Source organism: Paraburkholderia sp. JPY419, from assembly GCF_050435705.1.
Taxonomy (GTDB): Bacteria; Pseudomonadota; Gammaproteobacteria; order Burkholderiales; family Burkholderiaceae; genus Paraburkholderia; species Paraburkholderia youngii.
In genome coordinates this window covers 2,372,037-2,396,615 of sequence record NZ_JBNDKV010000002.1, presented here as the reverse complement: position 1 = coordinate 2,396,615, position 24,579 = coordinate 2,372,037, and the positions used below count along the sequence as shown (strand labels likewise).

Sequence of the window (24,579 nt, the reverse complement as noted above, 5' to 3'; positions counted from 1 at the left end):
CGGCTTAGTCCAAGAGTGAATTCGAATCGGGCATTTTAGCACGCGCCTCCAGCTGCGCTCGTGTCGGAGCCGTGACGGCACCGGCTCTGGCCGGCCCTGTCGGGCAACCTTCGGCGCGGCGCTGACCGGCATCGCAAGCTGCCCGCGCGGTACAATCGCGGCGTGAGCGCGCATGGGGCGAGCTCACGTGTCAATGCCAAACATGAGCCGTTTTTCGTCCTTTTCAAGGCCGCCGAAGCAGTTCGATCTGCGCCGCCCGCAACCGCTCGCCGAGGTTCTCGGCCGCACGGACGCGTTCGCGGCGCTGCGCGCGGGCGTCGAGCAGATCGCCGCGCTCGAGAAGGACCTGCGCGAGCTTTTGCCCGATTATCTGGCGACGAGTGTCGAGCCCGGCTTCATCAAGGAGGGCGTGCTGGCCCTATTCGCCGCGCACAACGCGCTTGCGGCGCGTCTGCGGCATCTGGAGCCGCGGCTGCTGGTGGATTTGCAGCAGCGCGGCTGGCCCGTGCAGTCGCTGAAAATTCGCGTGCGGCCGCAGCCGCTGAAAGAACCGCCGCCCGTCAAGCAGGCGCGCATGACGCCGGCCGGCGCCGCCGCGCTGCAGGCGTTGAGCGAATCGCTCGAGCCGTCGCCATTGCAGGAAGCGCTTGCGCGCATGGCCGCGCGGCATCGGCGCAATCGCTGAACGCTGAACGAAAAAAAACGGCCCCAAGGGGCCGTTTTTCATTTGCCTGCCTGTCACGCTGGCTTTATGCGAACGCCGTCTGCGTTTCGTACGCGAAGCCGCGCGGGGCTTTCTGCGTGTCTTCGAAGGTGACGATTTCGTACGAGTCTTCGTGCGCGAGCAGCTCACGCAGCAGCGCGTTGTTCAGGCCGTGGCCCGACTTGTACGCGGTGTACGACGCGAGCAGCGGGTGGCCGACCACGTACAGGTCGCCGATCGCGTCGAGCATCTTGTGCTTGACGAACTCGTCGTCGTAACGCAGACCGTCGTTGTTCAGGATGCGGTACTCGTCGAGCACGATCGCGTTGTCCATGCTGCCGCCGCGGGCGAGGCCGAGTTCACGCATCATTTCCACTTCATGCGCGAAGCCGAACGTGCGGGCGCGCGCGATTTCGCGCACGTACGACGTGTTGGCGAAATCCACTTCCAGCGCCTGACCGGTTTTGTCGACGGCGGGGTGACGGAAGTCGATCGTGAACTTGAGCTTGAAGCCGAAATACGGATCGAGGCGCGCGAACTTGTCGCCGTCGCGGATTTCGACCGGCTTCGTGACCTTGATGAATTTCTTCGGCGCGTTCTGCTCTTCGATACCCGCAGACTGGATCAGGAACACGAACGAACCCGCGCTGCCGTCCATGATCGGGATTTCTTCGGCGGTGACGTCGACGTAAAGGTTGTCGATGCCAAGACCGGCGCAGGCGGACATCAGATGCTCGATGGTCGACACGCGCGCGCCGTCTTTCTGCAACACGGAAGCCAGACGCGTATCGCCAATCGCCATCGCCGACGCAGGAATGTCCACCGGCGTGGGCAAATCCACGCGCGAAAACACGATGCCAGTGTCCGGCCCCGCCGGACGGAGCGTCAGATTGACTTTACGGCCGGAGTGCAACCCGATGCCGACTGTCTTGACGATCGATTTGATTGTGCGCTGCTTCAACATGGTGGTCTTCTATTCGATTGAAAATCCTAATCAGGATTTTTTATTCCATAGGCGCAATTATACTCCAATCCCCAGACCAGCGTCTTTGCGGGGAACGTGACAATCTGTTTCGCTGCATTACCCATTGGGCTTAGCGACGGAAAGCGTGACGGGCCGATGCCCCGGAACGGAGGCGTTTCCGGTCATCGGCCCGCGTAACGGCCTGTCACAAAAGCGTCGTAATCACCGTTGCCGTCGCGCCACGCGACATGAGCACGCGGGCCGCGGCGAAGGTGCGACATCAGCAACTAGCTCAACGTGGCGAGAATACTCGCTGCATCGCTGACTTCGAATTTGCCGGCAGCTTCGACGTTCAGCGTCTTGACCACGCCATCGTCGACCACCATCGCGTAGCGCTGGGAACGGATTCCCATGCCGCGCGCCGACAGATCCTGCTCCAGACCAAGCGCCCGTGTAAAAGCCGCACTACCGTCCGCCATCATGCGCACCTTGCCCGAGGTGTGCTGATCTCGTCCCCACGCGCCCATCACGAACGCGTCGTTGACGGACACGCACCAGATTTCGTCGATGCCGGCAGCGCGCAACTGCTCGGCCTGCTCGACATAGCCCGGTACATGTTTGGCCGAACAGGTCGGCGTGAACGCGCCGGGCAATCCGAAGATCACCACGCGTTTGCCCGCTGTCTGCTCGCGCACGTCGAAACTGTTCGGTCCGATCGTGCAGCCCGCCCCGTCGTCTTCGACATACTCGAAGAGCGTCGCGTCGGGCAGCTTTTCACCTTCCTTGATCATGCTCGGTCCTTTGCATCGATGCGAAGCACGCTCGCACGTCATCGTGTCGCAGTGAATATCGGTTCGGCCCTTTCAACTATAAGCCACACCGTGCGGCGACAGTCACTCCGTCCGCTTCGCGAATCCGCAGAGGGCAGTTGCCCCCGCCGCGAACCAGACGATACGCGACCTGCTTGCCGTTCACCCGCCACGCTCGTGCATTCGTCCGCCAGCGCTGCACCTGCGATGCGACTCGCAGCGCGGCAACGAAGCCTGCCCGTCCGCTCAGTCCGCCTGCTTGCGCAGGAATGCCGGAATGTCGTACGTATCGACGCCCTTTTCCTGCAGCGCCTGCACGTGCGAGGCCGCCGTGTCGCGCGACGTGCGCCAAACCGCCGGCGTGTCGAGCGCGCCGTAGTCGGCCGTGCTCGCATGGCCTGCCGCCGGTGCGTACGCTGCGTGCGCCATCGCGCCGACCGGCTGGTTGTCGGTGCCGGTGCGCAGCAGCGTCATCGGTGCCGATTGCTGCTTCTTCGCCGCACGGCCGAGACCCGTTGCCACGACCGTCACGCGCAGCGCGTCGCCCATCGCATCGTCGTACACGGCGCCGAAGATCACCGTGGCATCTTCCGCGGCATAGCTCTTGATCGTGTTCATCACTTCGCGCGTTTCCGACAGACGCAGCGAACGGCTCGACGTGATGTTGACCAGCACGCCACGCGCGCCCGACAGATCGACGCCTTCCAGCAGCGGGCTCGCGACGGCCTGTTCGGCCGCGAGACGCGCGCGATCGACGCCGGCGACCGTCGCCGTGCCCATCATCGCCTTGCCCTGCTCGCCCATCACGGTCTTCACGTCTTCGAAGTCGACGTTCACGAGACCGTCGACGTTGATGATTTCCGCAATGCCTGCAACCGCGTTGTTCAGAACGTCGTCAGCGCACTGGAAGCACTTGTCCATCTCGGCGTCGTCGCCCATCACCTCGAACAGCTTGTCGTTCAGCACGACGATCAGCGAGTCGACGTGATCCTCCAGTTGCTGCGAGCCGGCTTCCGCCACGCGCATGCGCTTGCCGCCTTCGAATTCGAACGGCTTGCTGACGACGCCGACGGTCAGAATACCCATTTCCTTCGCGATCTGCGCGACGACCGGTGCCGCGCCCGTGCCCGTGCCGCCACCCATGCCGGCGGTGATGAACACCATGTGCGCGCCGCGCAGTGCGTCGGCGATACGCTCGCGTGCTTCTTCAGCGGCCGCGCGGCCCATTTCCGGCTTGGCTCCTGCGCCCAGCCCCGTGTTGCCGAGCTGGATCACCGCGGTGGCGCGCGAGCGCGACAGAGCCTGCGCGTCCGTGTTCATCACGATGAAGTCGACGCCTTGCACGCCTTTGTTGATCATGTGCTGAACGGCATTGCCGCCAGCGCCACCGACTCCGACGACCTTGATGATGGTGCCGCTCGTTTCGGTTTCCAGCATCTGGAATTCCATGTTGCCTCCGTCAAGATAAAAAGTTACTGCCACTCGGCGTTATCCGGCAGGAGATCGGGCAACCTCCTGTCGCGCACCGGCCGCCGGCACCAGCGCGAATTTCTCGAAACCCTTGCTCAGAAGTTGCCGAGGAACCAGTCCTTCATGCGCGAGAACACCTGTCCCATCGACCCCGACTGCACCGCGACCTTGCGCCCGCGCATACGCTGCGAGCGCCCTTCGACGAGCAGGCCCATCGCCGTCGAATAGCGCGGATTGCGCACGACGTCGGCGAGACCCCCCGCGTACTCCGGCACGCCAATGCGCACCGGCTTCAGGAAAATGTCCTCACCGAGCTCGACCATGCCGATCATCATCGACGCGCCGCCCGTCAATACGACGCCTGAGCTCAGCAGTTCTTCGTAACCCGACTCGCGCACCACCTGCTGCACGAGCGAAAACAGTTCTTCGACGCGCGGCTCGATCACGGCCGCCAGCGCCTGGCGCGACAGCGTGCGCGGACCGCGCTCGCCGAGACCCGGCACTTCGATCATCTCGTCCGGATCGGCGAGCGCCTGCTTGGCGATGCCGTAATCGACCTTGATGTCTTCGGCATCCGGCGTCGGCGTGCGCAGCGCCATCGCGATGTCGCTGGTGATCTGATCGCCGGCGATCGGAATCACGGCGGTGTGGCGAATCGCGCCTTCGCTGAAGATCGCGATGTCCGTCGTGCCGCCGCCGATGTCGACCAGCACCACGCCCAGTTCCTTTTCGTCTTCCGTCAGCACCGCGAGCGACGACGCGAGCGGCTGCAGGATCAGGTCGTTCACTTCGAGGCCGCAGCGGCGCACGCACTTGACGATGTTCTGCGCCGCGCTGACCGCGCCGGTGACGATATGCACCTTCACTTCGAGGCGGATGCCGCTCATGCCGATCGGCTCGCGCACATCTTCCTGACCGTCGATGATGAATTCCTGCGTGAGGATATGCAGCACCTGCTGATCGGTCGGGATGTTGATCGCCTTGGCCGTTTCGATCACGCGCGCGACGTCGGCCTGCGTGACTTCCTTCTCCTTGATCGCGACCATGCCGCTCGAATTGAAGCTGCGGATATGGCTGCCGGCGATCCCGGTGAACACGTTCGTGATCTTGCAGTCGGCCATCAGCTCGGCTTCCTCGAGCGCGCGCTGAATCGACTGCACGGTGGCTTCGATATTCACCACCACGCCCTTCTTGAGCCCCTTCGATTCGCTCTGGCCGAGACCGATCACCTCGTAGTGACCCTCGCCCTTCAACTCGGCGACGATGGCCACTACCTTCGACGTCCCGATGTCGAGGGCGACCAGCAGATCCTTATAGTCTTTACTCATAGCGTGCTCAGTGCGTGTGATGTCCGTTTACTTCTTGCCCTTGTCGGGTTCGCTGATGAAGCGCATGCCAGCGGCACGAATCGCGAAACCGTTCGGATAGCGCAAGTCCGCATTCTCGATATCCTTTCCCCAACGTTGCGTCACCGCGCCCCATGCCGCGGTCAGGCGTTTGCTGCGATCGGCCAGCGTGTCCTGATTGCGCTCGCGGCCCAGCTCCACCTGCGTGCCGTTCGACAGCTTCACCGTCCACGCATAGCGCGGCGACAGCGTTACTCCCTCGGGCGTCGCGTTGATTGCCGCGAACCACTTCTGAAAGTCGTGATACCGCGCGACGACTTCCTTCGCCGTACCGTCCGGGCCGTCGAACGCGGGCAGTTCTTCGTCGAGCTCGCCCTGGTTCGCGGTGAACAGCTCGCCGTCCTCGCTCACCAGCTGATCGCTGCCCCACGTCCCTAGCGGCTTGTACTCCTCGAGCGTGACAGCCAGTGCATTCGGCCACACGCGCCGCACGCTCGCGTGACGCACCCACGGCATCTGTTCGAACGCCTGCCGCGCCGCGTCGAGATCGACCGTGAAGTAGTTGCCCTTCAGGCGCCCCACCACGCCGGCGCGCACCGTCGGCGAATTGATGTGCTCGGTGTCGCCGTCGATCTGGATTTCGCGCAGCGCGAAATTCGGGCGCTGGATCAGCCAGTAACCGCCCGCCGCCAGCAGCACGAGCACCAGCACCGCGTGCAGCGCGTTGGTGGCGAGATTGAGCTGGCGAACGTTGTTCCACATGGTGTTGCTTGCGGTTGCCTCGGTTAATCCTTCAAGGTCAGCGCCAACACGCCGACCACCAGTTCCTGATAGCTGATGCCGACCGCGCGCGCCGCTTTGGGCGGCAGCGAGTGATCGGTCATGCCAGGCGCCGTGTTCACTTCGAGGAAGTACGGCTTGCCTTCGCCATCGAGCATGAAGTCCGCGCGGCCCCAGTCGGTGCAGCCGAGCACGTCGAACGCACGGCGTGCGAGCACCTTGAGGCGCGCCTCTTCCTCGGCGCCGAGACCGCACGGGATCAGGTACTGCGTATCGTTGGCGATGTACTTCGCGTGATAGTCGTAGAACTCGCCGGCCGGCACGATGCGGATCACCGGCAGGTCCAGATTACCGGCGATGCACGCGGTGTATTCGCCGCCGCCTTCGATGCTCTTCTCGACCACGACGATGCGGTCGTGCTTCGCCGCTTCGATCAACGCGGCCGGCAACGCGTCCGCGCTCTTCACCTTGATCACGGCGACGCTCGAACCTTCGCTCGCCGGCTTCACGAACAGCGGCAGACCGAGCTTCGCGACGATCTCTTGCGCACGCGCCTCGTAGTCGTCACCGCGCAGCACCGCTTCGAACGGCGGCGTCGGAATGCCGAGTTGCTGCCACACGAGCTTGGTGCGGAACTTGTCGAGACCGAGCGCGGAGCCGAGCACGCCGCTACCGGTGTAGCGGATGCCGTAAAAATCGAGCGCGCCCTGGATCTGCCCGTTTTCGCCGTAGCCGCCATGCAGCGCGTTGAACGCGCGCACGAAGCCCTCTTCCTTCAATGCCGACAACGGACGCTCGGCCGGATCGAACGGATGCGCGTCGACGCCGGCGTCGCGCAGACCTTGCAACACGAGGCGTCCGGAATTGAGCGACACTTCCCGCTCGGCGGAATTACCACCGAGCAGCACGGCCACCTTGCCGAATTGTTTGGCGAGTTGATCCTGATTAATACTGCTCATCTCACACCTTCAGTTCCTGAGCGAGGCGACCCGGCACACCGCCGATTGAACCCGCGCCCATCGTAATCACCACATCACCGTCGCGCACCACCGTAGAGAGCGCGTCCGGCACTTCATCGACCGTATCGACGAACACCGGCTCCACCTTGCCCGCGACACGCAGCGCGCGCGCCAATGCGCGGCCGTCCGCGGCGACGATCGGCGCTTCGCCGGCCGCATAGACTTCGGTCAGCACGAGCGCGTCGACGGTCGACAGCACTTTCACGAAATCCTCGAAGCAATCACGCGTGCGCGTGAAGCGGTGCGGCTGGAACGCCAGCACCAGGCGCCGGCCCGGAAATGCGCCGCGCGCCGCCGCCACCGTGGCGGCCATTTCGACCGGGTGGTGACCGTAGTCGTCCACCAGCGTGTAGGAGCCCGCGGCCTCACCGTCACTGACGACCGGTACTTCGCCGTAACGCTGGAAGCGTCGACCGACGCCGTTGAAATCCGCGAGCGCTCGCTGGATATCGGCATCTTTCACTTCAAGTTCAGTCGCAATTGCAATTGCGGCCAACGCGTTCTGCACGTTGTGCTCGCCCGGCAGGTTCAACGTGACGTCGAGCGGCGCCGCGTCTTCGCGCATCACGGTGAAATGCATGCGGCCTTCGCGCGCTTCGACGTTGACCGCGCGCACCTGCGCATCGGCCGCCAAACCGTAGCGGATGATCGGCTTCGACACGAACGGCAGGATCTCCTTCACGTTCGGATCGTCGACGCACAGCACCGCGATGCCATAGAACGGCAGACGGTGCGTGAATTCGATGAACGCCTGCTTCAGACGCGCGAAGTCGTGACCATAGGTATCCATATGATCGGCGTCGATGTTCGTGATGACTTCGATCACCGGGAACAGGTTCAGGAACGACGCGTCCGATTCGTCCGCCTCGGCGACGATGAAGTCGCCGGTGCCCAGACGCGCATTCGCGCCCGCACTGATCAGCCGGCCGCCGATCACGAAGGTCGGATCGAGCCCGCCCGCGGCGAGCACGCTCGCGACCAGCGACGTGGTCGTGGTCTTGCCGTGCGTGCCGGCGATTGCGATACCCTGCTTCAGTCGCATCAGTTCCGCGAGCATCACCGCGCGCGGCACGATCGGAATGCGGCGATGACGGGCGGCCAGCACTTCCGGGTTGTCGCTGCGCACCGCGGTCGACACCACCACCGCGTTCGCGCCTTCGATGTTCTCCGCCGCGTGCCCGATCGAAATGCGCGCGCCGAGCCCGGCGAGGCGCTCGGTGACCGCGTTGCCCGACAGGTCCGAGCCGCTCACCTGATAGCCGAGATTGACGAGCACTTCGGCGATGCCGCTCATGCCGACGCCGCCGATGCCGACGAAATGAATGTGTTTGACGATGTGTTTCATTGCTTTCCTTCTGGGCTCACGCCCGCCATCGAAGCCGCGCCCGCCACCGTCGCGCAGATCTGCGCGACCTGTTCGGTGGCATCCGGTTTCGCGAGCGAGCGCGAACGCTCCGCCATTTCCGCGAGACTTTCCCGCGTCTGGCTGCGCAACCAGTCGGCGAGCTTTTCCGCCGACAGGTCGCGTTGTTGCACGACCAGCGCCGCGCCGTTGTCGGCGAGAAACGCTGCATTAGTGGTCTGGTGATCGTCGACCGCGTACGGGAACGGCACGAACAGCGCCGCGACGCCGACCGCCGATATCTCCGATACCGTCATCGCGCCCGAGCGGCAGATCACCAGATCGGCCTGCGCATAGGCGCTCGTCATGTCGTCGATGAACGGCACGAGCGACACGTCCGCGCCTGCCTGCAAGCCTGCGGCCGCATAGTTCTCGCGCAGCGCGTCGATATGCTTCGCGCCCGCCTGATGAACGATGCGCGGTCTTTCATTGGGCGCTAACAGCGCGACCGCACGCGGCACGACTTCGTTCAACGCGGCGGCGCCGAGACTGCCACCCACGACGAGCACGTTCAACGGACCGTTACGCTGCGCGTAGCGTGCTTTGGGTGCATTCGCGCGCGCAAGTTCCTCACGAATCGGATTGCCGGTCCATTCGCCGTGCGGCAGTGCATTCGGAAACGCGACCAGAACGCGTTTCGCGAGCTTCGCGAGCACCTTGTTCGCGAGACCGGCGATCGAATTCTGTTCGTGCAGCACGAGCGGGCACCCGCTCAGCGCGGTCATCAGCCCGGCCGGGAACGTGATGTAGCCGCCCATGCCGAGCACGACGTCGGGCTTCACGCGACGCAGCACACTCAGGCTCTGCGTGCACGCGCGCAGCAGGTTGACCGGCAGCATCAGCTTGGTCTTCAGCCCCTTGCCCCGCACGCCGCCGAAGCGCACGTACTCCATCGGAATGCCGTGCTTCGGTACCAGCGTCGCTTCCATGCCCGCGGGGTTGCCGAGCCATACGACTTTCCAGCCCCATGCCTGCATCAGATGCGCGACCGCGAGCCCCGGGAACACGTGTCCCCCGGTGCCGCCGGCCATCACCATCAGCGTGCGTTGTGGCAGAGCCGTCATACCTTGCCCCCGCGCATCAACACACGATTCTCGTAATCCACTCGCATCAGCACGGCGATCGCGACACAGTTCAGCAAGATGCCCGACCCGCCGTAGCTGACGAGCGGCAACGTGAGGCCTTTGGTCGGCAAAAGACCGAGGTTCACACCCATGTTGATGAAGGTCTGCGCGCCGAACCAGATGCCGACGCCCTTCGCGACCAGACCCGCGAACGTGCGATCGAGCGCGAGCGCCTGGCGGCCGATCTCGAACGAGCGGCGCACGATCCAGTAGAACATCAGGATCACGACGAGCACGCCGACGAAACCCAGTTCCTCGCCGATCACCGCGAGAATGAAGTCGGTATGCGCTTCGGGCAGATAGTTGAGCTTCTCGACGCTGCCGCCGAGACCGACGCCAAACCACTCGCCACGCCCGAACGCGATCAGCGAGTGCGTCAGCTGATACGCCTTGCCCTGCGCGTAGCGATCGTCCCACGGATCGAGGTACGCGAAGATCCGCTCACGACGCCAAGGCGACGCCCACACCAGCAATGTGAACGTGCCCACCGCGGTCGCGACGAGACCGCCGAACAGCTTGCCGTTCACGCCGCCGAGGAACAGCACGCCCATTGCGATCGCCGCGATCACCATGAACGCGCCCATGTCCGGCTCGAGCAGCAGCAGCGCGCCGACCAGGCCGACCGCGACCGCCATCGGCAGAAACCCCTTGGCGAAGCTGTGCATGTATTCCTGCTTGCGTACCGTGTAGTTCGCCGCGTAGATCGTCACCGCGAGCTTCATGATTTCCGACGGCTGCATGTTCGTGATGCCGAGCGGAATCCAGCGGCGCGCACCGTTCACGCCCTTGCCGACGTGCGGGATCAACACGATCACGAGCGCGACGAGCGAGATCAGGAAGAGCTTCGGCGCGTACTTGTCCCACGTCGAAATCGGAATGCGGAACGATACGATGCCGACCGCCGAGCCCATCAGCACGAAGACGATCTGGCGCACGAGGAACGCCCAGTCGCGGTACGACGCGTACTTCGGCGAATCGGGCATCGCGATCGACGCCGAGTACACCATCACGATGCCGAGTCCGAGCAGCGCGACGACGACCCACAGCAGCGAGTGGTCGTAGTCGAGCATGCGCGAGCGCAGCGGCCGCACGCCGTTGACCGCGCTCGCGAGACCGCTGCCGCCCGTGCGGGTGGTCGTGCGGGTAGACGTACCTGCGGCGGCGCCGTTGCCGCCGGTGGCTTCGCGCGAGCCGAAACGTTCCGACCAGCTCATATCATCGTCCCCCGTTCGGCCGCGATATCTTCGACCGTGCTGCGGAATACCGCCGCACGATGTGCGTATCCCTTGAACATGTCGAAGCTCGCGCACGCGGGCGACAACAGCACCGCGTCGCCGGGCTGCGCGATGGCGGTGGCCGCGCGCGTCGCTTCCTCGAGCGTCGCGTGATCGGTCATCGCGACGCCGCAATGTTCGAGCGCCGCGCGAATCTGCGGCGCGTCACGGCCGATCAGCATCACCGCGCGGCACCAGCGCATCACCGGCGCGGCGAGCGGCTCGAATTCCTGGCCCTTGCCGTCGCCGCCCGCGATCAGCACGACGCGTTGCGCGAGACCATCGAGCGCGGCGACCGTCGCGCCGACGTTGGTGCCCTTGCTGTCGTCCACGTAGTCGATGCCGTCGATCGACGCGATCAGTTCCACGCGATGCGGTTCGCCGCGGTATTCGCGCAGGCCGTGCAGCAGCGGCGCGCCGGGCAGACCGATCGCACGCGCGAGCGCGTACGCGGCTAATGCGTTGGCGGCGTTGTGCAAGCCGCGGATGCGCAGCGCGTCGGCGGGCATCAGACGCTTCAGCGCGATGTCGGGCGTTGCGGCTGCTTCGTTCTTGCGACGGCGCTTCGGCGTGGATTCGTCGGTCGCATCACGATCTTGCGCTTCGACGAGCCACACCATGCCGTTCTCGCGCAACAGGCCGTAGTCACCGTCGTTCTTCGGCTCGGTCACGCCGAACGTGACGACCTCCGCCTCGCCGCTGGCGGGCGCGAGCGACATCACACGGGCGTCGTCGCGATTCAGCACGCGCACCGTTCGTGTACCGAAGATGCGGCCCTTCGCGGCCGCGTACGCATCGAGTCCGCCGTGCCAGTCCAGATGATCCTGCGTGATGTTCAGCACGACCGCCGCGTCCGGCGTAAAGGTATGCGAGGTCTCCAGCTGGAAGCTCGACAGTTCGAGCACCCACACGTCGGGCAGCGCGGTCTGATCGATCGCTTCGGACAGCTTGTCGAGCAGCGACGGGCTGATGTTGCCCGCCACCGCGACCTTCTTGCCCGCGCGTTCGCACAGCAGGCCGGTCAGGCTCGTCGTCGTGGTCTTGCCGTTCGTGCCGGTGATCGCGATCACCTTCGGCACGTAGCCGGACTCGCCGAGCGTGCGCAGCGCCTGCGAGAACAGTTCGAGCTCGCCCCACACCGGAATGCCCTGCTCGCGCGCCGCCGTGATCAGCGGCAGCAGATCGGCGGCGAGCGGCGACAGCCCCGGGCTGATCGCGACCAGTTCGACACCTTCGAGCAGCACCGGCGAAAACGGACCGCCGACGAAATCCGCATCGACACCATGCGCTTCGAGCGCGGACAGGTTCGGCGGCACTTCGCGCGTATCTGCCACGCGCAGCCGACAGCCGTGCCTGGCGCACCAGCGCGCCATCGCGAGACCGGATTCACCCAGTCCCAGCACGAGCACCATCGGCTTTTGCCGATCCCGAAACTTCTCGCCGAACATCGCCTGCTTCCTTAAATACTGCTGCTTAACGCAATTTGAGAGTGGACAAACCGAATAGGCACAACATCAACGTGATGATCCAGAACCGCACGACCACCTGTGTTTCCTTCCAGCCCGACAATTCGAAATGGTGATGCAGCGGCGCCATCTTGAAGAACCGCCGCCCTTCGCCGTAACGGCGCTTCGTGTATTTGAACCACGTGACCTGCAGCATCACCGACAGCGTCTCCGCAACGAAAATGCCGCCCATGATGAACAGCACGATTTCCTGGCGCACGATCACCGCGACCGTGCCGAGCGCGCCGCCGAGTGCGAGCGCGCCGACGTCGCCCATGAACATTTGCGCCGGGTGCGTGTTGAACCACAGGAACGCAAGCCCCGCGCCACCCATCGCCGAACAGAAGATCAGCAATTCGCCCGCGCCGGGAATGTGCGGAAACAGCAGGTATTTCGAGTAGACCGAACTGCCCATCACGTACGCGAATACGCCGAGCGACCCGCCGACCAGCACGACCGGCATGATCACGAGGCCGTCGAGGCCGTCGGTCAGATTCACCGCGTTGCTCGCGCCGACGATCACCAGATACGTCAACACGATGAAGCCCCACACGCCGAGCGGATACGTTATCGACTTGAAGAACGGCAGCAACAGGTCGGCGCGCGCGGGCAGGCCCATCGACAGGCCACTGCGCACCCACGCCATGAACAGGTCGAACACGCGCACGTTGCTCGCCTCCGACACGCTGAATGCGAGATACACCGCCGCGAACAGGCCGATCACCGATTGCCAGAAATACTTCTCGCGCGATGACATGCCGCGCGGGTCCTTGTAGACGACCTTGCGGTAATCGTCGACCCAGCCGATCACGCCGAAGCCGAACGTGACGAGCATCACGATCCAGATGAAGCGGTTGGTCAGATCGGCCCACAGCAGCGTGGCCACGCCGATGCCGAGCAGGATCAGCACGCCGCCCATCGTCGGCGTGCCCGATTTGACGAGATGAGTTTGCGGGCCGTCCTTGCGAACGGCCTGGCCGACCTTCATCGCGGTCAGCTTGCGAATGACCGCCGGGCCGCAGACGAGCCCGATCAACAACGCGGTGATGGTCGCCATCACCGCGCGAAACGTCAGATAACTGAACACGCGCAAGAAGCTTGCGTCATTCTGCAGCCATTGCGCCAGCGCCAGTAGCATGCCTGGATCCTTCTTTTAATGTGCGGCGGGCGTCGAGCCCGCGGCGTTGGGTTGTGGACTCGTAACGGCGTCCACCACGCGCTCCATTTGCATGAAACGCGAGCCTTTCACGAGAAGCGTTGCGGCAGCGCCGAAACCGGCCTGCTGCAGTTGCGCGATCAGCGCGCCGACATCGGCGACGTGGTGCGCGCCCGCGCCGTATGCGGTGCAGGCGTCGCGCGAGGCGTCGCCCATCCCATACAGCGCGTCGATACCGCGCTCTTTCGCATACGCGCCGATTTCGCGGTGAAACGCCGGGCCGTTGTCGCCGACTTCGCCCATGTCGCCCATCACGAGCACACGCGGCGATTCACGCGACGCGAGCACGTCGATTGCGGCGCGCATCGAATCGGGATTCGCGTTGTAGGTGTCGTCGATCACGGTTGCGCCTGCGAGCGAGCCGAGCGCGGCCTGCTTGACCTGCAGACGGCCCTTCACCGCGCCGAACGATTCGAGTCCGCGCTGGATCGCGTCGAGCGACACACCCGCGGCCAACGCGGCCGAGGTCGCCGCGAGCGCGTTGTGCGCGTTGTGATCGCCGAGCACCTGCAGCGTCACGTCGAGACGGCCTTGCGGCGTGTCGATGCTCAAACGCTTGCCGTCGAAGTTGCCCTGCACCGCGGCTTCGGTCGTGCGCTCCGCGCTGTTCAGCGCGAAGTCGATGATGCGGTTGCCGGTGGCGGCGACGCGCCAGATGCTCGCGTATGCGTCGTCGGCGGGGAACACTGCCGTGCCTTCGGGCGACAGCGCGTGAATCACGCTCGCGTGTTCGAGCGCGACCGCTTCGACGGTCGCCATGAATTCCTGGTGCTCGCGCTGCGCGTTGTTGACGACGGCGACCGTCGGCTCGGCAAGCTTCGCGAGCAGTTCGGTTTCGCCCGGATGATTCATGCCGAGCTCGACCACCGCGAGCCGATGCGCGGCATGCAGACGGAACAGCGTGAGCGGCAGGCCGATGTCGTTGTTGAAATTGCCGGCGGTCGCGAGACGCGCGTCCGTGCCGACCGCGGCCGCGAAGATCGACGCGATCATTTCCTTGACCGTGGTCTTGCCGTTGCTGCCCGTGACCGCGACGAGCGGCAGGTCGAACTGACGACGCCAGCCGCGCGCGAGCGCGCCAAGCGCTGCGCGCGTATCGGCGACGCGGATCGCCGGCACGCTCCAGTTCTCCGGCGTGCGCGCAACCAGCACGGCCGCGACGTTGCGCTCGGCGACTTGCGGCAGGAAGTCGTGCGCGTCGAATCGATCGCCCTTGATCGCGATGAACAGATCGCCGGGGCCGGCGCTGCGGCTGTCGGTCGACACGCGTTCGAAGCGCACGCTGTCGTCGCCGGTGACGCTCGCACCGGGAATCTGCGCGGCGGCTGCGCGTAGCGAGAACATCGTCATTCGCCACCTCCGCGAGGTTGCGTGGCCCGCGCGGCGAGCGCGAGGCGGGCGTGGTCCTGATCGGAGAAAGCGCGTTTCTTGCCCATGATTTCCTGTGTGGCTTCGTGCCCCTTGCCGGCCAGCACGATCACGTCTTCACGCGCGGCGCCGCGAATCGCCTGCAGGATCGCGCTCGCGCGGTCCTCGACGCGGCGCGCCTGCGACGCATCCTGCATGCCCGCGGCAATTTGCTCGATGATCGCGAGCGGATCTTCGCTGCGCGGGTTGTCGCTCGTCACGACGACGTTGTCCGCCAGCCGCTCGGCGATCGCGCCCATCAGCGGACGCTTGGTCGCATCGCGGTCGCCGCCGCAGCCGAACATGCAGACGAGTTCGCCGCCGCGCGCGGTCGCGATCGGGCGCAGGGCCTCGAGCGTTTTTTCGAGCGCGTCGGGTGTGTGCGCGTAATCGATCACGACGAGCGGCTCGTCGTTTTGCAGTCGGCCGCCCAAACGCTGCATGCGGCCGTTCACCGGTTCCAGCTTGGCGAGTTCGGCGAGCGCCGCGTCGAACGGCACGTCGGCGGCGAGCAGCACGCCGAGCACCGCGAGCAGATTGCTCACGTTGAAGAGGCCGAGCGTTTGCACTTCGACGTCGGCGTTGCCCCAGTCCGACATGCTCAGATGAAACGCGGTGCCGGTCGCGGTCGCACGCACGTTCGATGCGGTCAGCCACGCGTCCGCTTCTGGCGCATTCGTGGCGCCGGCGTCGCCGTGCTCGCCCTCGATGCCATAAGCGATGGTACGAGCGTGACCACGCGTGCTCGCGAGCAAACGCCGGCCGGCGGCATCGTCGCGATTGATCACGGCTGCGCGCAGCTCTGGCCATGCGAACAGGCGCGCCTTGGCGGCTTCATAGGCCTCGAACGTGCCGTGATAATCGAGATGGTCCTGCGTCAGATTCGTGAACACCGCGATGTCGAAAGCGGTGCCGTTCACGCGCCCCTGATGCAGCGCATGCGACGACACTTCCATCGCCACCGCCTGCGCGCCCGCGTCACGCAATTGCGCGAGGCTGCGCTGCAATTGCGGCGCGTCGGGCGTCGTGAAGCCGGTGTGCACGAGCTGGCCAACGAGGCCGGTGCCAAGCGTGCCGACGATCGCACAGCGCGTGCCGCGCGCGGACAGCGCCGCGGCGACCCATTGGCTGCAAGATGTCTTGCCGTTCGTGCCGGTGATGCCGACCGCGAGCATCGCGTCGCTCGGATCGCGATACCACGCACTCGCGATCGTGCCGGCGAGTTCGTTCAATGCCGGTACCGCATGCGCGACGGACGCGTCGAGCTTGCCGGCGAAGCCTTCGGGTTGCACGAGCACGGCGGCCGCGCCGCGCTCGATCGCCGCGTCGATGAACGCGCGATTGTCCGCGCCATCGACCGCGTACGCGAAGAACGCGTCGCCGGCCGCGAGCGAGCGCGTGTCGGCGTGCAATTGCGCGCCTGGCTGCACGTGCGCGTGCAGCCAGGCGAGGGCGTCGGCGATCTGCCGGTGCGCTGGATGTTGCTCGCGCAGCGCGCTCATCGCTCGACTCCTGGATGGGTTTTCGGGTTGGCGGAAATGGTCATCTTCTTCACGCCGGGGTTCGTCGCCAGCTTCTTCGCCCCGGCCGGCGCGGACGGGGCGCCGGGCGCGGGCGGCGCCGAATCGTCGGACACCACCATCTGCTTGACGGGCATGTCGGGCGGCACATTCAGCGCGCGCAGCGTATCGCCGACGATGCCCGAGAACACCGGGCCCGACACCTGGCCGCCAAAGTGGCTACCCGTCGTCGGCTCGTCGACCGATACGGCCACGACGATGCGCGGATTCGGCATCGGCGCCATGCCGACGAACGACGCGCGATATTTGGAGTGGTCGTAGCCGTGCGGCCCGTGCTTGTACGCGGTACCGCTCTTGCCACCGACGCGATAGCCGGGCACCGCCGCATCCGGCGACGTACCTTGCGCCGACACGACGGTTTCGAGCATCGCGCGCACTTCACGCGCGGTGGTCGGCGAAAAGATCTGCGGGCCGGTGGCCGGCTGGTCGCCCGGCGCGTGGAAAATCGTCACCGGCATGATCTGGCCGTCGTGCGCGATCGCGGTGTACGCGCGGCCGAGCTGGAACAGCGACACCGACAGGCCGTACCCGTACGACATCGTCGCCTGCTCGATGCGGCGCCAGCTCTTCCACGGACGCAGGCGGCCCGCCGCCGCGCCAGGAAAACCGACCTTCGGCGCCTGGCCGAGACCGATGCTGGTATACATATTCCACATTTCTTCGGGCCGCAGCTGCATCGCGATCTTCGTCGCGCCGATGTTGCTCGACTTCTGGATCACGCCGCCGACCGTCAGCACGCCGAAGCCGCTGTCGTCGGTAATCGGCGCGCCGTCGAGTACGAAGTGACCGTTGCCCGTATCTACCAGTGTAGTCGGCGTCACCCGGTGCAGATCGAGCGCGAGCGACACCGTGAACGGCTTCATGATCGAGCCCGGCTCGAAGGTGTCGGTCAGGATGCGGTTGCGCAGCTGTTCGCCCGTCAGGTGCGAGCGGTCGTTCGGGTTGTACGTCGGGTAGTTGACGAGCGCGAGCACTTCGCCGGTGCGCACATCGATCACCATCGCCGCGCCGGCCTTCGCCTTGAATTTTTCGACGGCCGCTTTCAGGTTCGTATAGGCGATGTACTGGATCTTGCTGTCGATAGACAGATCGACGTCCTTGCCGTTGTGCGGCACGACCTGCTCGTCGACGTCCTCGATGATGTGACCAATCCGGTCCTTGATCACGCGACGGCTGCCCGATGTGCCCGCGAGCAGCTTCTGGTCGCCGAGCTCGACGCCTTCCTGGCCCTCGTCCTCGACGTTGGTGAAGCCGATCAGGTGAGCGGTGATCTCGCCTTCCGGGTAGAAGCGCTTGTACTCGGCGCGCGAGTAAATGCCGGGGATGTCGAGCGCCGCGACTTTGTCGGCGACGTCGACGGGCACCTGGCGCTTCACGTAGACGAAGGTCTTGTCTTCCGACAGCTTCGAGCGCAATTCCTTCGCGGTCATGCCGAGCAGTTTGCCGAGTGCGTCGAGCTTGTCGGCGCCGAGGTCGTCCGGCACCGATTCGGGAATCGCCCAGATTGCGCGCACCGGCAGACTCGTGGCGAGCACGAGGCCGTTGCGGTCGAGAATCTTGCCGCGCGTGGCCGGCATGTCGATGCGGCGCTGATAGCGGATCTCGCCCTGCTTCAGATAGAACGCGTTGCCCGGCCCCTGAATCCAGAACGCGCGCGCGGCGAGCGCGACGAACGCCATGAACAGCAGGAACACGACGAGCTTCGAGCGCCACATCGGCAGGCGCACCGACAGAATCGGGTTGGCCGAAAACGCAACGCTCTTGTGCGCCGACGATTTTTTCATCGCGTGGCTCCGCGACGGGGCGCGACCGGCGCCGAGGCGGGCGCGGAAGTCGGAATGGGAGCGTCGATCGCCGTTGCGGCACCCGGGGCGAGCGTCAGGTACTGCGTGCGCCCCGTGGTGGCCGACTGCATCTTCAGCGAGGCGGTGGCGAGTTGCTCGATGCGCGACGTTTTGGACAGCGCGCTCTGCTGATATTGAAGCTGCGAATAGTCCTGCTGCAGCTGACGCTCCTGCGACTGCGCGCGCTGCAGCTGGATAAAGATCTGACGCTGCTGATTGGTCGCGTTGACGACCGACAAGGCACAGCCCATCACGATGATCAGCAGGAAGATATTGAGGCGGTTCATGGCGCGATCCGCTCCGCCACGCGCATCACCGCAGAACGGGCGCGCGGGTTGTCGGCGACTTCTGCGTCGCTCGCAAAGACGCGGCCGATGATCTTGAGCGGAGGGCTCGGCAGGTCGACCGCGCGGATCGGCAGGCGGCGGTCGACCGCCGGCGTACTTGCGTGCGCCTGCATGAATCGCTTGACGATACGGTCCTCGAGCGAATGAAAGCTGATGACCACCAGCCGCCCCCCTTGCTCCAACAACGACAACGCTGCTTCTAGAACGACTTGCAGCTCCGCAAGCTCTTGATTGACGTGAATCCGTATAGCCTGAAAGGTGCGGGTTGCCGGGTCCTTGCCCTTCTCACGGGTTTTGACGACGTTAGCCACGATTTGGGCAAGCTCGCCCGTGCTGACGAGAGGCCCAAGACGGTCGGACTCTGCCCGGCGAGCAACAAGCGCCTTTGCAATCTGAAAAGCAAACCGTTCTTCCCCATAATCTCGTATCACCTCCGTCAGTTCCTGCACCGTAGCCCGCGCGAGCCAGTCAGCCGCGGATTCGCCGCGCGTCGGGTCCATCCGCATGTCGAGCGGGCCGTCGGCGCGGAAGCTGAAGCCCCGCTCCGGATCGTCGACTTGCGGCGACGACACGCCCAGATCCAGCAACACCCCCGACACACGCCCTACCCCGCGCTCCGCCATTGCGGCGCGCAGTGAAGCAAAACTCTCGTGGACGATGGCAAAGCGCGGATCGGCGATCTTCTGCGCAGTCGCGATCGCGAGCGGATCTTTATCGAACGCGATCAATCGCCCCGCTTCGCCGAGCCGCTCCAGCACGAGGCGGCTATGGCCGCCACGGCCGAACGTGCCGTCCACATACGTGCCGTCGGCGCGCGTGACCAGCGCATCGACCGCTTCGTTCAACAGCACCGTGCGATGCTGCAATTCGTTTCTCATCGCAGAAGCCATATAAATAAGCCGCGATCAGAACGTGAAGTCTTTCAACGCGTCGGGCATGCCCTCGGCGATCGCCGCCTGTTCCTTCGCCGCGTAAATCTGTGCATCCCACAGCTCGAAGTGACGGCCCATGCCGAGCAGCGTCACTTCCTTCTCAAGCGAGCCAGCCGCGCGCAACTCGGGCGACACGAGCACACGGCCTGCGCCGTCCATATCCACATCCATTGCATTGCCGAGAAAAATGCGTTTCCACCAGGCTGCGTTCATGGGCAGCTTGTCCACTTTGTCACGGAAGATTTCCCATTCGGGGCGCGGAAAGAGCAACAGGCAGCCGTCCGGATGCTTGGTGATCGTCACCCGGCCCTCTGCCTGTGTTTGCAGCGCATCCCGATAACGAGAGGGAATCGACATCCGCCCTTTCGCATCGAGCGTCAGCGCCGACGCCCCTTGGAACACTTCGCTCTCCCCTATCGCGGTGCTGTTTGCGCCGCCCGCCCGGTCCGTGAAAATCTACCTGAAAGTGATGCCGAGAACACACAAAAATACACTTTCTCACACTGTCTCCCACTTTAGAGGAACGCTAAACACGGGTCAAGGGAGCGGCCGGCTTTTCGGCCGGATTTTGTTTGTTAGAACAAGGACTTAGCGCGACTCCTTCACGTCCCGCATAAAACGGAAAACCGTTATAAATGAATGGGCTAGTGCAACTTGTGAAGGTGATACGTGAACAGTGCGAGGAAACAGCGCGGATTGAAAGAGATCGTTAAGGGAATCTGAAAGGGAAAAGGCGGCGCTGCGGGGACGGTTGACGAACGGCGTGCGCGGCGCCGTCCCACTTGCGAATAATGCGTTCAGCGATGGTCGACGCGATACGCGCGGTGCTCCGGCCGGCGAAGCAAAGCAGGCGAAACGCTCATATGTAATAGGCGGTGCGCGTCATCACCTTCGACATCGCGCGCATCACCGCGCGCGCCGGAAACGGCAACTCGATGCCGCCCGCGTCCATCGCTGCCTTGCCGTGCTGCGCTTCATCGGCGCGCATCTGCTCGACGATCGCGCGCGATTCGTGGTCCGCGGCCGGCAGCTGATCGAGATGACTGTCGAGATGCTGCTCGACCTGGCGCTCCGTTTCGGCCATGAAGCCGAGACTCACGCGATCGCCGAGACGTCCCGCGGCGAGGCCGATCGCGAGTGCGCCGGTATACCACAGCGGATTGAGCAGACTCGGACGCGAGTCGAGCGCCTCCAGGCGCTTCGCGGTCCACGCCAGATGATCCTCTTCTTCCGACGCGGCGTGATCGAACATGGCGCGCAATGAAGGCGAGTCGGTAGCGAGTTTCTGCGCCTGGTAAAGCGCCTGTGCGCACACTTCGCCGACGTGGTTCACCCGCATCAAACCAGCCGCATGCGCGCGCTCCGCGGGCGAGAGTTCGGGCGCCTCGGCCGTCGCCGCGGAAGCCTGCGGAAGCGGCAGCGGACGGCTCATCCGCGACACCCCCGTCAGTGATCGTAAACCCCGATCAAACTCGCCAATCAACTCGTCCAGCAACATAAAGCGCTCCCTGATTCGACAACCGCCGCATCGTTCCGGAAGGTCCGTGCGACAAGGCCTTGCGACGCGAAACCCGCGGTCCGACAGGCATCAATCCGCATGAAATGGGCGGCTAATTTCGGATTTTAGACCATGTTGCGTAAACGAAACAGCGGCCGTCCGCAGCGCCTCCTTTTTCTTTGTCCCATGTATGCCTTTTGTTACATTACGTGGCAACTTCTCGCGAAGTTGGACAAGCAAGGCCTCAGCGCTAACTAAATATTTCGCCTTGAACAAAAGATTCGTATTCCTTGGAGATCATTCGATGAAAAAGTCGCTTCTCGCTCTCGCAGCACTGGGCGCATTCGCAGGCGTCGCTCATGCGCAGAGCAGCGTGACCCTGTACGGCATTGTTGACGTTGGTATCAACATGAATACCAACGCTGGTGGCTTTCACAAGTACGACATGTCCAGCGGCGTCCTGCAAGGCTCGCGTTTCGGCCTGCGTGGCACGGAAGATCTGGGCGGTGGTCTGAAGGCGCTGTTCGTTCTGGAAAACGGCTTTGACGTGACCAACGGCAAGCTCGGTCAAGGCGGCCTGATGTTCGGTCGTCAGGCATATGTCGGTCTGTCGAGCACCTTCGGCACGGTCACGCTGGGTCGTCAGTACGACTCCGTCGTCGACTACGTGGGTCCGTTCGAATCGGGCGATCAGTGGGGCGGCTACATCGCCGCTCACCCGGGCGATATCGACAACTTCAACAACGCGTATCGCACCAACAACACGATCAAGTACACGAGCGCGAACTACAACGGCCTGACGTTCGGCGGCACGTATAGCTTCGGCGGCGTCGCTGGTGACTTCACGCACAACCAGATCTGGTCGTTGGGTGCTGGCTATAACAATGGCCCGCTGGCATTGGGCGTTGGTTACCTGAACGCACGTACGCCTGCAGCATCGGGTGGTCTGTTCAACAACGGCGGCACGATCGCAACGAACACACCGGCCGTGGGTACTACTCCGGCTAGCTTCGCAGTCACGAGCCCGATTTACGCTGGCTTCGCATCGGCTAACACGTATCAGGTCGTCGGCGCAGGCGGCGCGTACACGTTCGGCGCGGCAACCATCGGCCTGACGTATTCGAACATCCAGTTCGGCAACCTGGGCAAGACCTTCACGTCGCCGTTCACTGGCCAGAAGGCTACGTTCAACAACGGCGAAATCAACTTCAAGTACCAGTTGACCCCGGCACTGCTGGTCGGCGCAGCGTATGACTACACGCGCGGCACGCAGATCGAAGGCCAATCGCGTGCTCAGTACCACCAGGGCGCACTGGGCGTGGATTACTTCCTGTCCAAGCGTACCGACGTGTACCTGGTCGGCGTGTATCAGCACGCTCTGGGCGACACGGTCAACGCAACGGGCCAGGTGGTCGCAGCAACGGCAGGCATCAACGGCCTGACCGGTTCGTCGACCAACAACCAGTTCACGGCCCGTGTTGGTATCCGCCACAAGTTCTAATAAGTCGTAAAAAAGCGGTTTGCCTCAAAGGCGCCTTCGGGCGCCTTTTTTTATGCGCGGGTTTTGACGGAGCAACGAAAAAGCCCGGCGCACTTTCGTGCGCCGGGCTTCTGTTCTTCGCTCGCTTAAGCCCTGCCGTCGCGCAACTCGCGGCGCAGGATCTTGCCGACGTTGCTCTTCGGCAGCTCGGTGCGGAATTCGACGACCTTGGGCCGCTTGTAGCCGGTCAGTTGCGTTTTGCAGTACGCGAAGATCTGTTCGTCGGTCAGCGACGGGTCCTTCTTCACGACGAATAGCTTCACGGCCTCGCCGGAATGCTGATCGGGCACGCCGACCGCCGCGACTTCGAACACGCCCGGCAGCTTTGCGACGACGTCCTCGACTTCGTTCGGGTACACGTTGAAGCCGGACACCAGAATCATGTCCTTTTTGCGATCGACGATCTTCACGAAGCCGTCCGCGCTCATGATGCCGACGTCGCCGGATTTAAAGAAGCCGTCTGCCGTCATCACCTTGGCGGTTTCGTCAGGCCGGTTCCAGTAGCCCGCCATCAGCTGCGGGCCGCGGATGCAGATCTCGCCTGCCTGGCCGGCCGGCACTTCGTTGCCTGCGTCGTCGCGAATCGAGATCTCGGTCGACGGCAGCGGCAGGCCGATCGTGCCGCTGTATTCGGTGGCGGTGACAGGGTTGCAGGTCACGCATGGCGACGTTTCCGACAGCCCATAGCCTTCGACGATCGGCGTGCGCGTCCGCTCGAACCAGCGCTTCGCGACCGCTTCCTGCACCGCCATGCCGCCGGCGTTCGCGGTCAGCAGCTTCGAGAAGTCGAGCTTGTGGAAGTCGGGGCTGTTCAACATCGCGTTGTACAGCGTGTTGACGGCGGGAATCGTCGTGATCGCATAACCCTCGAGCGACTTGATCATGCCGGGGATATCGCGCGGATTTGGGATCAGCACGCCGAGACCGCCAGTGCGGATCGTCAGCAGCCCGCACACGGTCAGCGCGAACACGTGATACAGCGGCAGCGCGACGACCGTGATGAACTGGTCGATATCGGTGCGGTTCGCGCGCACCGGATTGAGCCAGACCTCCGACTGCAGCACGTTCGCGATCAGGTTCCGGTGCAGCAGCGTCGCGCCCTTGGCCACGCCGGTGGTGCCGCCCGTGTATTGCAGAAACGCGATATCGTCAGGGCCCTGCTGGACCGGCTTGAACGTCAGGCGCGCGCCCTCCGAGACCGCGTCGTTGAACTTGACGTGCCCGGGAAGGCTCCACGCCGGCACCATCTTCTTGACCTTGCGCACCACGAAGTTCACGAGCGGGCCTTTGATGCCCATCAGGTCGCCCATCGTCGCGACGACCACATGCTTGACCGGCGTATTGCGCACGATTGCCTGCAAGGTCCCCGCGAAATTCTCGAGCAGGATGATCGCCTCAGCGCCGCTGTCCTTCAGTTGGTGTTCGAGTTCGCGCGGCGTATACAGTGGATTCACATTCACGACCACATAGCCCGCGCGCAGAATCGCGGCAATTGCGACCGGATACTGCAGCACGTTCGGCATCATGATCGCGACACGCGCGCCGCGCGGGAGCCCTTTCGACTGCAGCCACGCCGCAAGATCGTGCGAGAGCTCGTCGAGTTCACCATAGCTGATCTGCTTGCCCATGCACACGAATGCCGGCTTCGTGCGGTGTTCGCGAAAGGCTTCCTCGAGCAACTCGGCCACCGACGAATAGCGTGTCGGGTCGATCTCTGCGGGAACGCCGGGCGGATAAGACTTCAGCCAGATTTTCTCCATGCAGCGTCTCCTGAATTATTTTCGAATGATCGTGCTAAAAACGCATCGTAGCATGGGCA

Annotated in this window: 21 protein-coding genes; 2 read left to right on the top strand and 19 right to left on the bottom strand. The window is 64.3% G+C overall.

Features of this window, described 5'->3' with window-relative positions:
• Positions 1 to 202: 202 nt before the first annotated feature.
• Entirely contained in the window at positions 203 to 685 is a 483-nt protein-coding gene (locus tag QFZ91_RS17135; RefSeq protein ID WP_176104989.1) for a DciA family protein, read from the top strand.
• Positions 686 to 749: 64 nt separating this feature from the next.
• Here the strand turns inward: QFZ91_RS17135 and lpxC are convergent, their stop codons facing one another.
• From lpxC to coq7, 18 genes are all read right to left on the bottom strand, one after another.
• On the bottom strand, positions 750 to 1,667 hold the full coding sequence (lpxC, locus tag QFZ91_RS17130) for a UDP-3-O-acyl-N-acetylglucosamine deacetylase (RefSeq protein ID WP_176104988.1): 918 nt from the start codon (positions 1,665 to 1,667) through the stop codon (positions 750 to 752).
• Positions 1,668 to 1,954: 287 nt separating this feature from the next.
• The gene (locus QFZ91_RS17125; RefSeq protein WP_429567887.1) at positions 1,955 to 2,458 is read right to left on the bottom strand and encodes a peroxiredoxin; all 504 of its coding nucleotides are present in this window, start codon (positions 2,456 to 2,458) and stop codon (positions 1,955 to 1,957) included.
• 264 nt (positions 2,459 to 2,722) lie between these two features.
• Positions 2,723 to 3,925, bottom strand: a complete 1,203-nt coding sequence (gene ftsZ / locus QFZ91_RS17120; protein ID WP_013090606.1) for a cell division protein FtsZ — start codon at positions 3,923 to 3,925, stop codon at positions 2,723 to 2,725.
• Between the two features lie 116 nt (positions 3,926 to 4,041).
• Positions 4,042 to 5,274 (bottom strand): cell division protein FtsA, encoded by a 1,233-nt coding sequence (ftsA, locus tag QFZ91_RS17115; protein WP_008921172.1) that lies wholly within the window; start codon positions 5,272 to 5,274, stop codon positions 4,042 to 4,044.
• Between the two features lie 27 nt (positions 5,275 to 5,301).
• Complete coding sequence (locus QFZ91_RS17110) at positions 5,302 to 6,054, bottom strand: cell division protein FtsQ/DivIB (protein ID WP_429567886.1); 753 nt, start codon at positions 6,052 to 6,054, stop codon at positions 5,302 to 5,304.
• 23 nt (positions 6,055 to 6,077) lie between these two features.
• The gene (locus tag QFZ91_RS17105; RefSeq protein ID WP_429567885.1) at positions 6,078 to 7,031 is read right to left on the bottom strand and encodes a D-alanine--D-alanine ligase; all 954 of its coding nucleotides are present in this window, start codon (positions 7,029 to 7,031) and stop codon (positions 6,078 to 6,080) included.
• A 1-nt stretch (position 7,032) separates the two neighbouring features.
• Positions 7,033 to 8,436: a UDP-N-acetylmuramate--L-alanine ligase gene (gene murC, locus QFZ91_RS17100; protein ID WP_429567884.1), complete on the bottom strand. Its 1,404-nt coding sequence runs from the start codon at positions 8,434 to 8,436 to the stop codon at positions 7,033 to 7,035.
• Positions 8,433 to 9,557 carry an undecaprenyldiphospho-muramoylpentapeptide beta-N-acetylglucosaminyltransferase gene (gene murG / locus QFZ91_RS17095; protein ID WP_176380949.1) on the bottom strand — a complete coding sequence of 375 codons (1,125 nt, stop codon included), beginning with the start codon at positions 9,555 to 9,557 and terminating at the stop codon, positions 8,433 to 8,435. The genes murC and murG overlap by 4 nt, the downstream gene beginning before the upstream one ends.
• Positions 9,554 to 10,831 carry a putative lipid II flippase FtsW gene (gene ftsW / locus QFZ91_RS17090; RefSeq protein ID WP_176104982.1) on the bottom strand — a complete coding sequence of 426 codons (1,278 nt, stop codon included), beginning with the start codon at positions 10,829 to 10,831 and terminating at the stop codon, positions 9,554 to 9,556. The genes murG and ftsW overlap by 4 nt, the downstream gene beginning before the upstream one ends.
• Positions 10,828 to 12,339 carry a UDP-N-acetylmuramoyl-L-alanine--D-glutamate ligase gene (murD, locus tag QFZ91_RS17085; protein ID WP_429567883.1) on the bottom strand — a complete coding sequence of 504 codons (1,512 nt, stop codon included), beginning with the start codon at positions 12,337 to 12,339 and terminating at the stop codon, positions 10,828 to 10,830. Before murD ends, ftsW begins: the two co-directional genes overlap by 4 nt.
• Positions 12,340 to 12,364: 25 nt before the next feature.
• Positions 12,365 to 13,534 (bottom strand): phospho-N-acetylmuramoyl-pentapeptide-transferase, encoded by a 1,170-nt coding sequence (mraY, locus tag QFZ91_RS17080; RefSeq protein WP_176104980.1) that lies wholly within the window; start codon positions 13,532 to 13,534, stop codon positions 12,365 to 12,367.
• 15 nt (positions 13,535 to 13,549) lie between these two features.
• Positions 13,550 to 14,962, bottom strand: a complete 1,413-nt coding sequence (locus QFZ91_RS17075; protein ID WP_429567882.1) for a UDP-N-acetylmuramoyl-tripeptide--D-alanyl-D-alanine ligase — start codon at positions 14,960 to 14,962, stop codon at positions 13,550 to 13,552.
• A complete protein-coding gene (locus tag QFZ91_RS17070; protein ID WP_429567881.1) occupies positions 14,959 to 16,521 on the bottom strand; it encodes a UDP-N-acetylmuramoyl-L-alanyl-D-glutamate--2,6-diaminopimelate ligase in 1,563 nt (520 codons plus the stop codon). Before QFZ91_RS17070 ends, QFZ91_RS17075 begins: the two co-directional genes overlap by 4 nt.
• On the bottom strand, positions 16,518 to 18,383 hold the full coding sequence (locus QFZ91_RS17065) for a peptidoglycan D,D-transpeptidase FtsI family protein (RefSeq protein ID WP_429567880.1): 1,866 nt from the start codon (positions 18,381 to 18,383) through the stop codon (positions 16,518 to 16,520). The genes QFZ91_RS17070 and QFZ91_RS17065 overlap by 4 nt, the downstream gene beginning before the upstream one ends.
• Entirely contained in the window at positions 18,380 to 18,730 is a 351-nt protein-coding gene (gene ftsL / locus QFZ91_RS17060) for a cell division protein FtsL (RefSeq protein WP_429567879.1), read from the bottom strand. The genes QFZ91_RS17065 and ftsL overlap by 4 nt, the downstream gene beginning before the upstream one ends.
• Positions 18,727 to 19,680, bottom strand: coding sequence for a 16S rRNA (cytosine(1402)-N(4))-methyltransferase RsmH (gene rsmH, locus QFZ91_RS17055; protein ID WP_176104975.1), 954 nt, complete (start codon positions 19,678 to 19,680; stop codon positions 18,727 to 18,729). The genes ftsL and rsmH overlap by 4 nt, the downstream gene beginning before the upstream one ends.
• Positions 19,681 to 19,695: 15 nt before the next feature.
• Entirely contained in the window at positions 19,696 to 20,124 is a 429-nt protein-coding gene (mraZ, locus tag QFZ91_RS17050; RefSeq protein ID WP_013090620.1) for a division/cell wall cluster transcriptional repressor MraZ, read from the bottom strand.
• Positions 20,125 to 20,581: 457 nt separating this feature from the next.
• The gene (coq7, locus tag QFZ91_RS17045) at positions 20,582 to 21,220 is read right to left on the bottom strand and encodes a 2-polyprenyl-3-methyl-6-methoxy-1,4-benzoquinone monooxygenase (protein WP_176380955.1); all 639 of its coding nucleotides are present in this window, start codon (positions 21,218 to 21,220) and stop codon (positions 20,582 to 20,584) included.
• 304 nt (positions 21,221 to 21,524) lie between these two features.
• Between coq7 and QFZ91_RS17040 the strand changes: the two genes are divergently transcribed.
• Entirely contained in the window at positions 21,525 to 22,721 is a 1,197-nt protein-coding gene (locus tag QFZ91_RS17040; RefSeq protein WP_429567878.1) for a porin, read from the top strand.
• 125 nt (positions 22,722 to 22,846) lie between these two features.
• Here QFZ91_RS17040 and QFZ91_RS17035 read toward each other — a convergent pair whose 3' ends face one another.
• Entirely contained in the window at positions 22,847 to 24,520 is a 1,674-nt protein-coding gene (locus tag QFZ91_RS17035) for a long-chain fatty acid--CoA ligase (RefSeq protein WP_429567877.1), read from the bottom strand.
• Between the last annotated feature and the right edge of the window lie 59 nt (positions 24,521 to 24,579).

Coding starts and splice junctions, on each gene's coding strand:
- QFZ91_RS17135 (WP_176104989.1), top strand. CDS start 203: ATGAGCCGTTTTTCGTCCTTTTCAAGGCCGCCGAAGCAGTTCGATCTG.
- lpxC (WP_176104988.1), bottom strand. CDS start 1,667: ATGTTGAAGCAGCGCACAATCAAATCGATCGTCAAGACAGTCGGCATC.
- QFZ91_RS17125 (WP_429567887.1), bottom strand. CDS start 2,458: ATGATCAAGGAAGGTGAAAAGCTGCCCGACGCGACGCTCTTCGAGTAT.
- ftsZ (WP_013090606.1), bottom strand. CDS start 3,925: ATGGAATTCCAGATGCTGGAAACCGAAACGAGCGGCACCATCATCAAG.
- ftsA (WP_008921172.1), bottom strand. CDS start 5,274: ATGAGTAAAGACTATAAGGATCTGCTGGTCGCCCTCGACATCGGGACG.
- QFZ91_RS17110 (WP_429567886.1), bottom strand. CDS start 6,054: ATGTGGAACAACGTTCGCCAGCTCAATCTCGCCACCAACGCGCTGCAC.
- QFZ91_RS17105 (WP_429567885.1), bottom strand. CDS start 7,031: ATGAGCAGTATTAATCAGGATCAACTCGCCAAACAATTCGGCAAGGTG.
- murC (WP_429567884.1), bottom strand. CDS start 8,436: ATGAAACACATCGTCAAACACATTCATTTCGTCGGCATCGGCGGCGTC.
- murG (WP_176380949.1), bottom strand. CDS start 9,557: ATGACGGCTCTGCCACAACGCACGCTGATGGTGATGGCCGGCGGCACC.
- ftsW (WP_176104982.1), bottom strand. CDS start 10,831: ATGAGCTGGTCGGAACGTTTCGGCTCGCGCGAAGCCACCGGCGGCAAC.
- murD (WP_429567883.1), bottom strand. CDS start 12,339: ATGTTCGGCGAGAAGTTTCGGGATCGGCAAAAGCCGATGGTGCTCGTG.
- mraY (WP_176104980.1), bottom strand. CDS start 13,534: ATGCTACTGGCGCTGGCGCAATGGCTGCAGAATGACGCAAGCTTCTTG.
- QFZ91_RS17075 (WP_429567882.1), bottom strand. CDS start 14,962: ATGACGATGTTCTCGCTACGCGCAGCCGCCGCGCAGATTCCCGGTGCG.
- QFZ91_RS17070 (WP_429567881.1), bottom strand. CDS start 16,521: ATGAGCGCGCTGCGCGAGCAACATCCAGCGCACCGGCAGATCGCCGAC.
- QFZ91_RS17065 (WP_429567880.1), bottom strand. CDS start 18,383: ATGAAAAAATCGTCGGCGCACAAGAGCGTTGCGTTTTCGGCCAACCCG.
- ftsL (WP_429567879.1), bottom strand. CDS start 18,730: ATGAACCGCCTCAATATCTTCCTGCTGATCATCGTGATGGGCTGTGCC.
- rsmH (WP_176104975.1), bottom strand. CDS start 19,680: ATGGCTTCTGCGATGAGAAACGAATTGCAGCATCGCACGGTGCTGTTG.
- coq7 (WP_176380955.1), bottom strand. CDS start 21,220: ATGTTGCTGGACGAGTTGATTGGCGAGTTTGATCGGGGTTTACGATCA.
- QFZ91_RS17040 (WP_429567878.1), top strand. CDS start 21,525: ATGAAAAAGTCGCTTCTCGCTCTCGCAGCACTGGGCGCATTCGCAGGC.
- QFZ91_RS17035 (WP_429567877.1), bottom strand. CDS start 24,520: ATGGAGAAAATCTGGCTGAAGTCTTATCCGCCCGGCGTTCCCGCAGAG.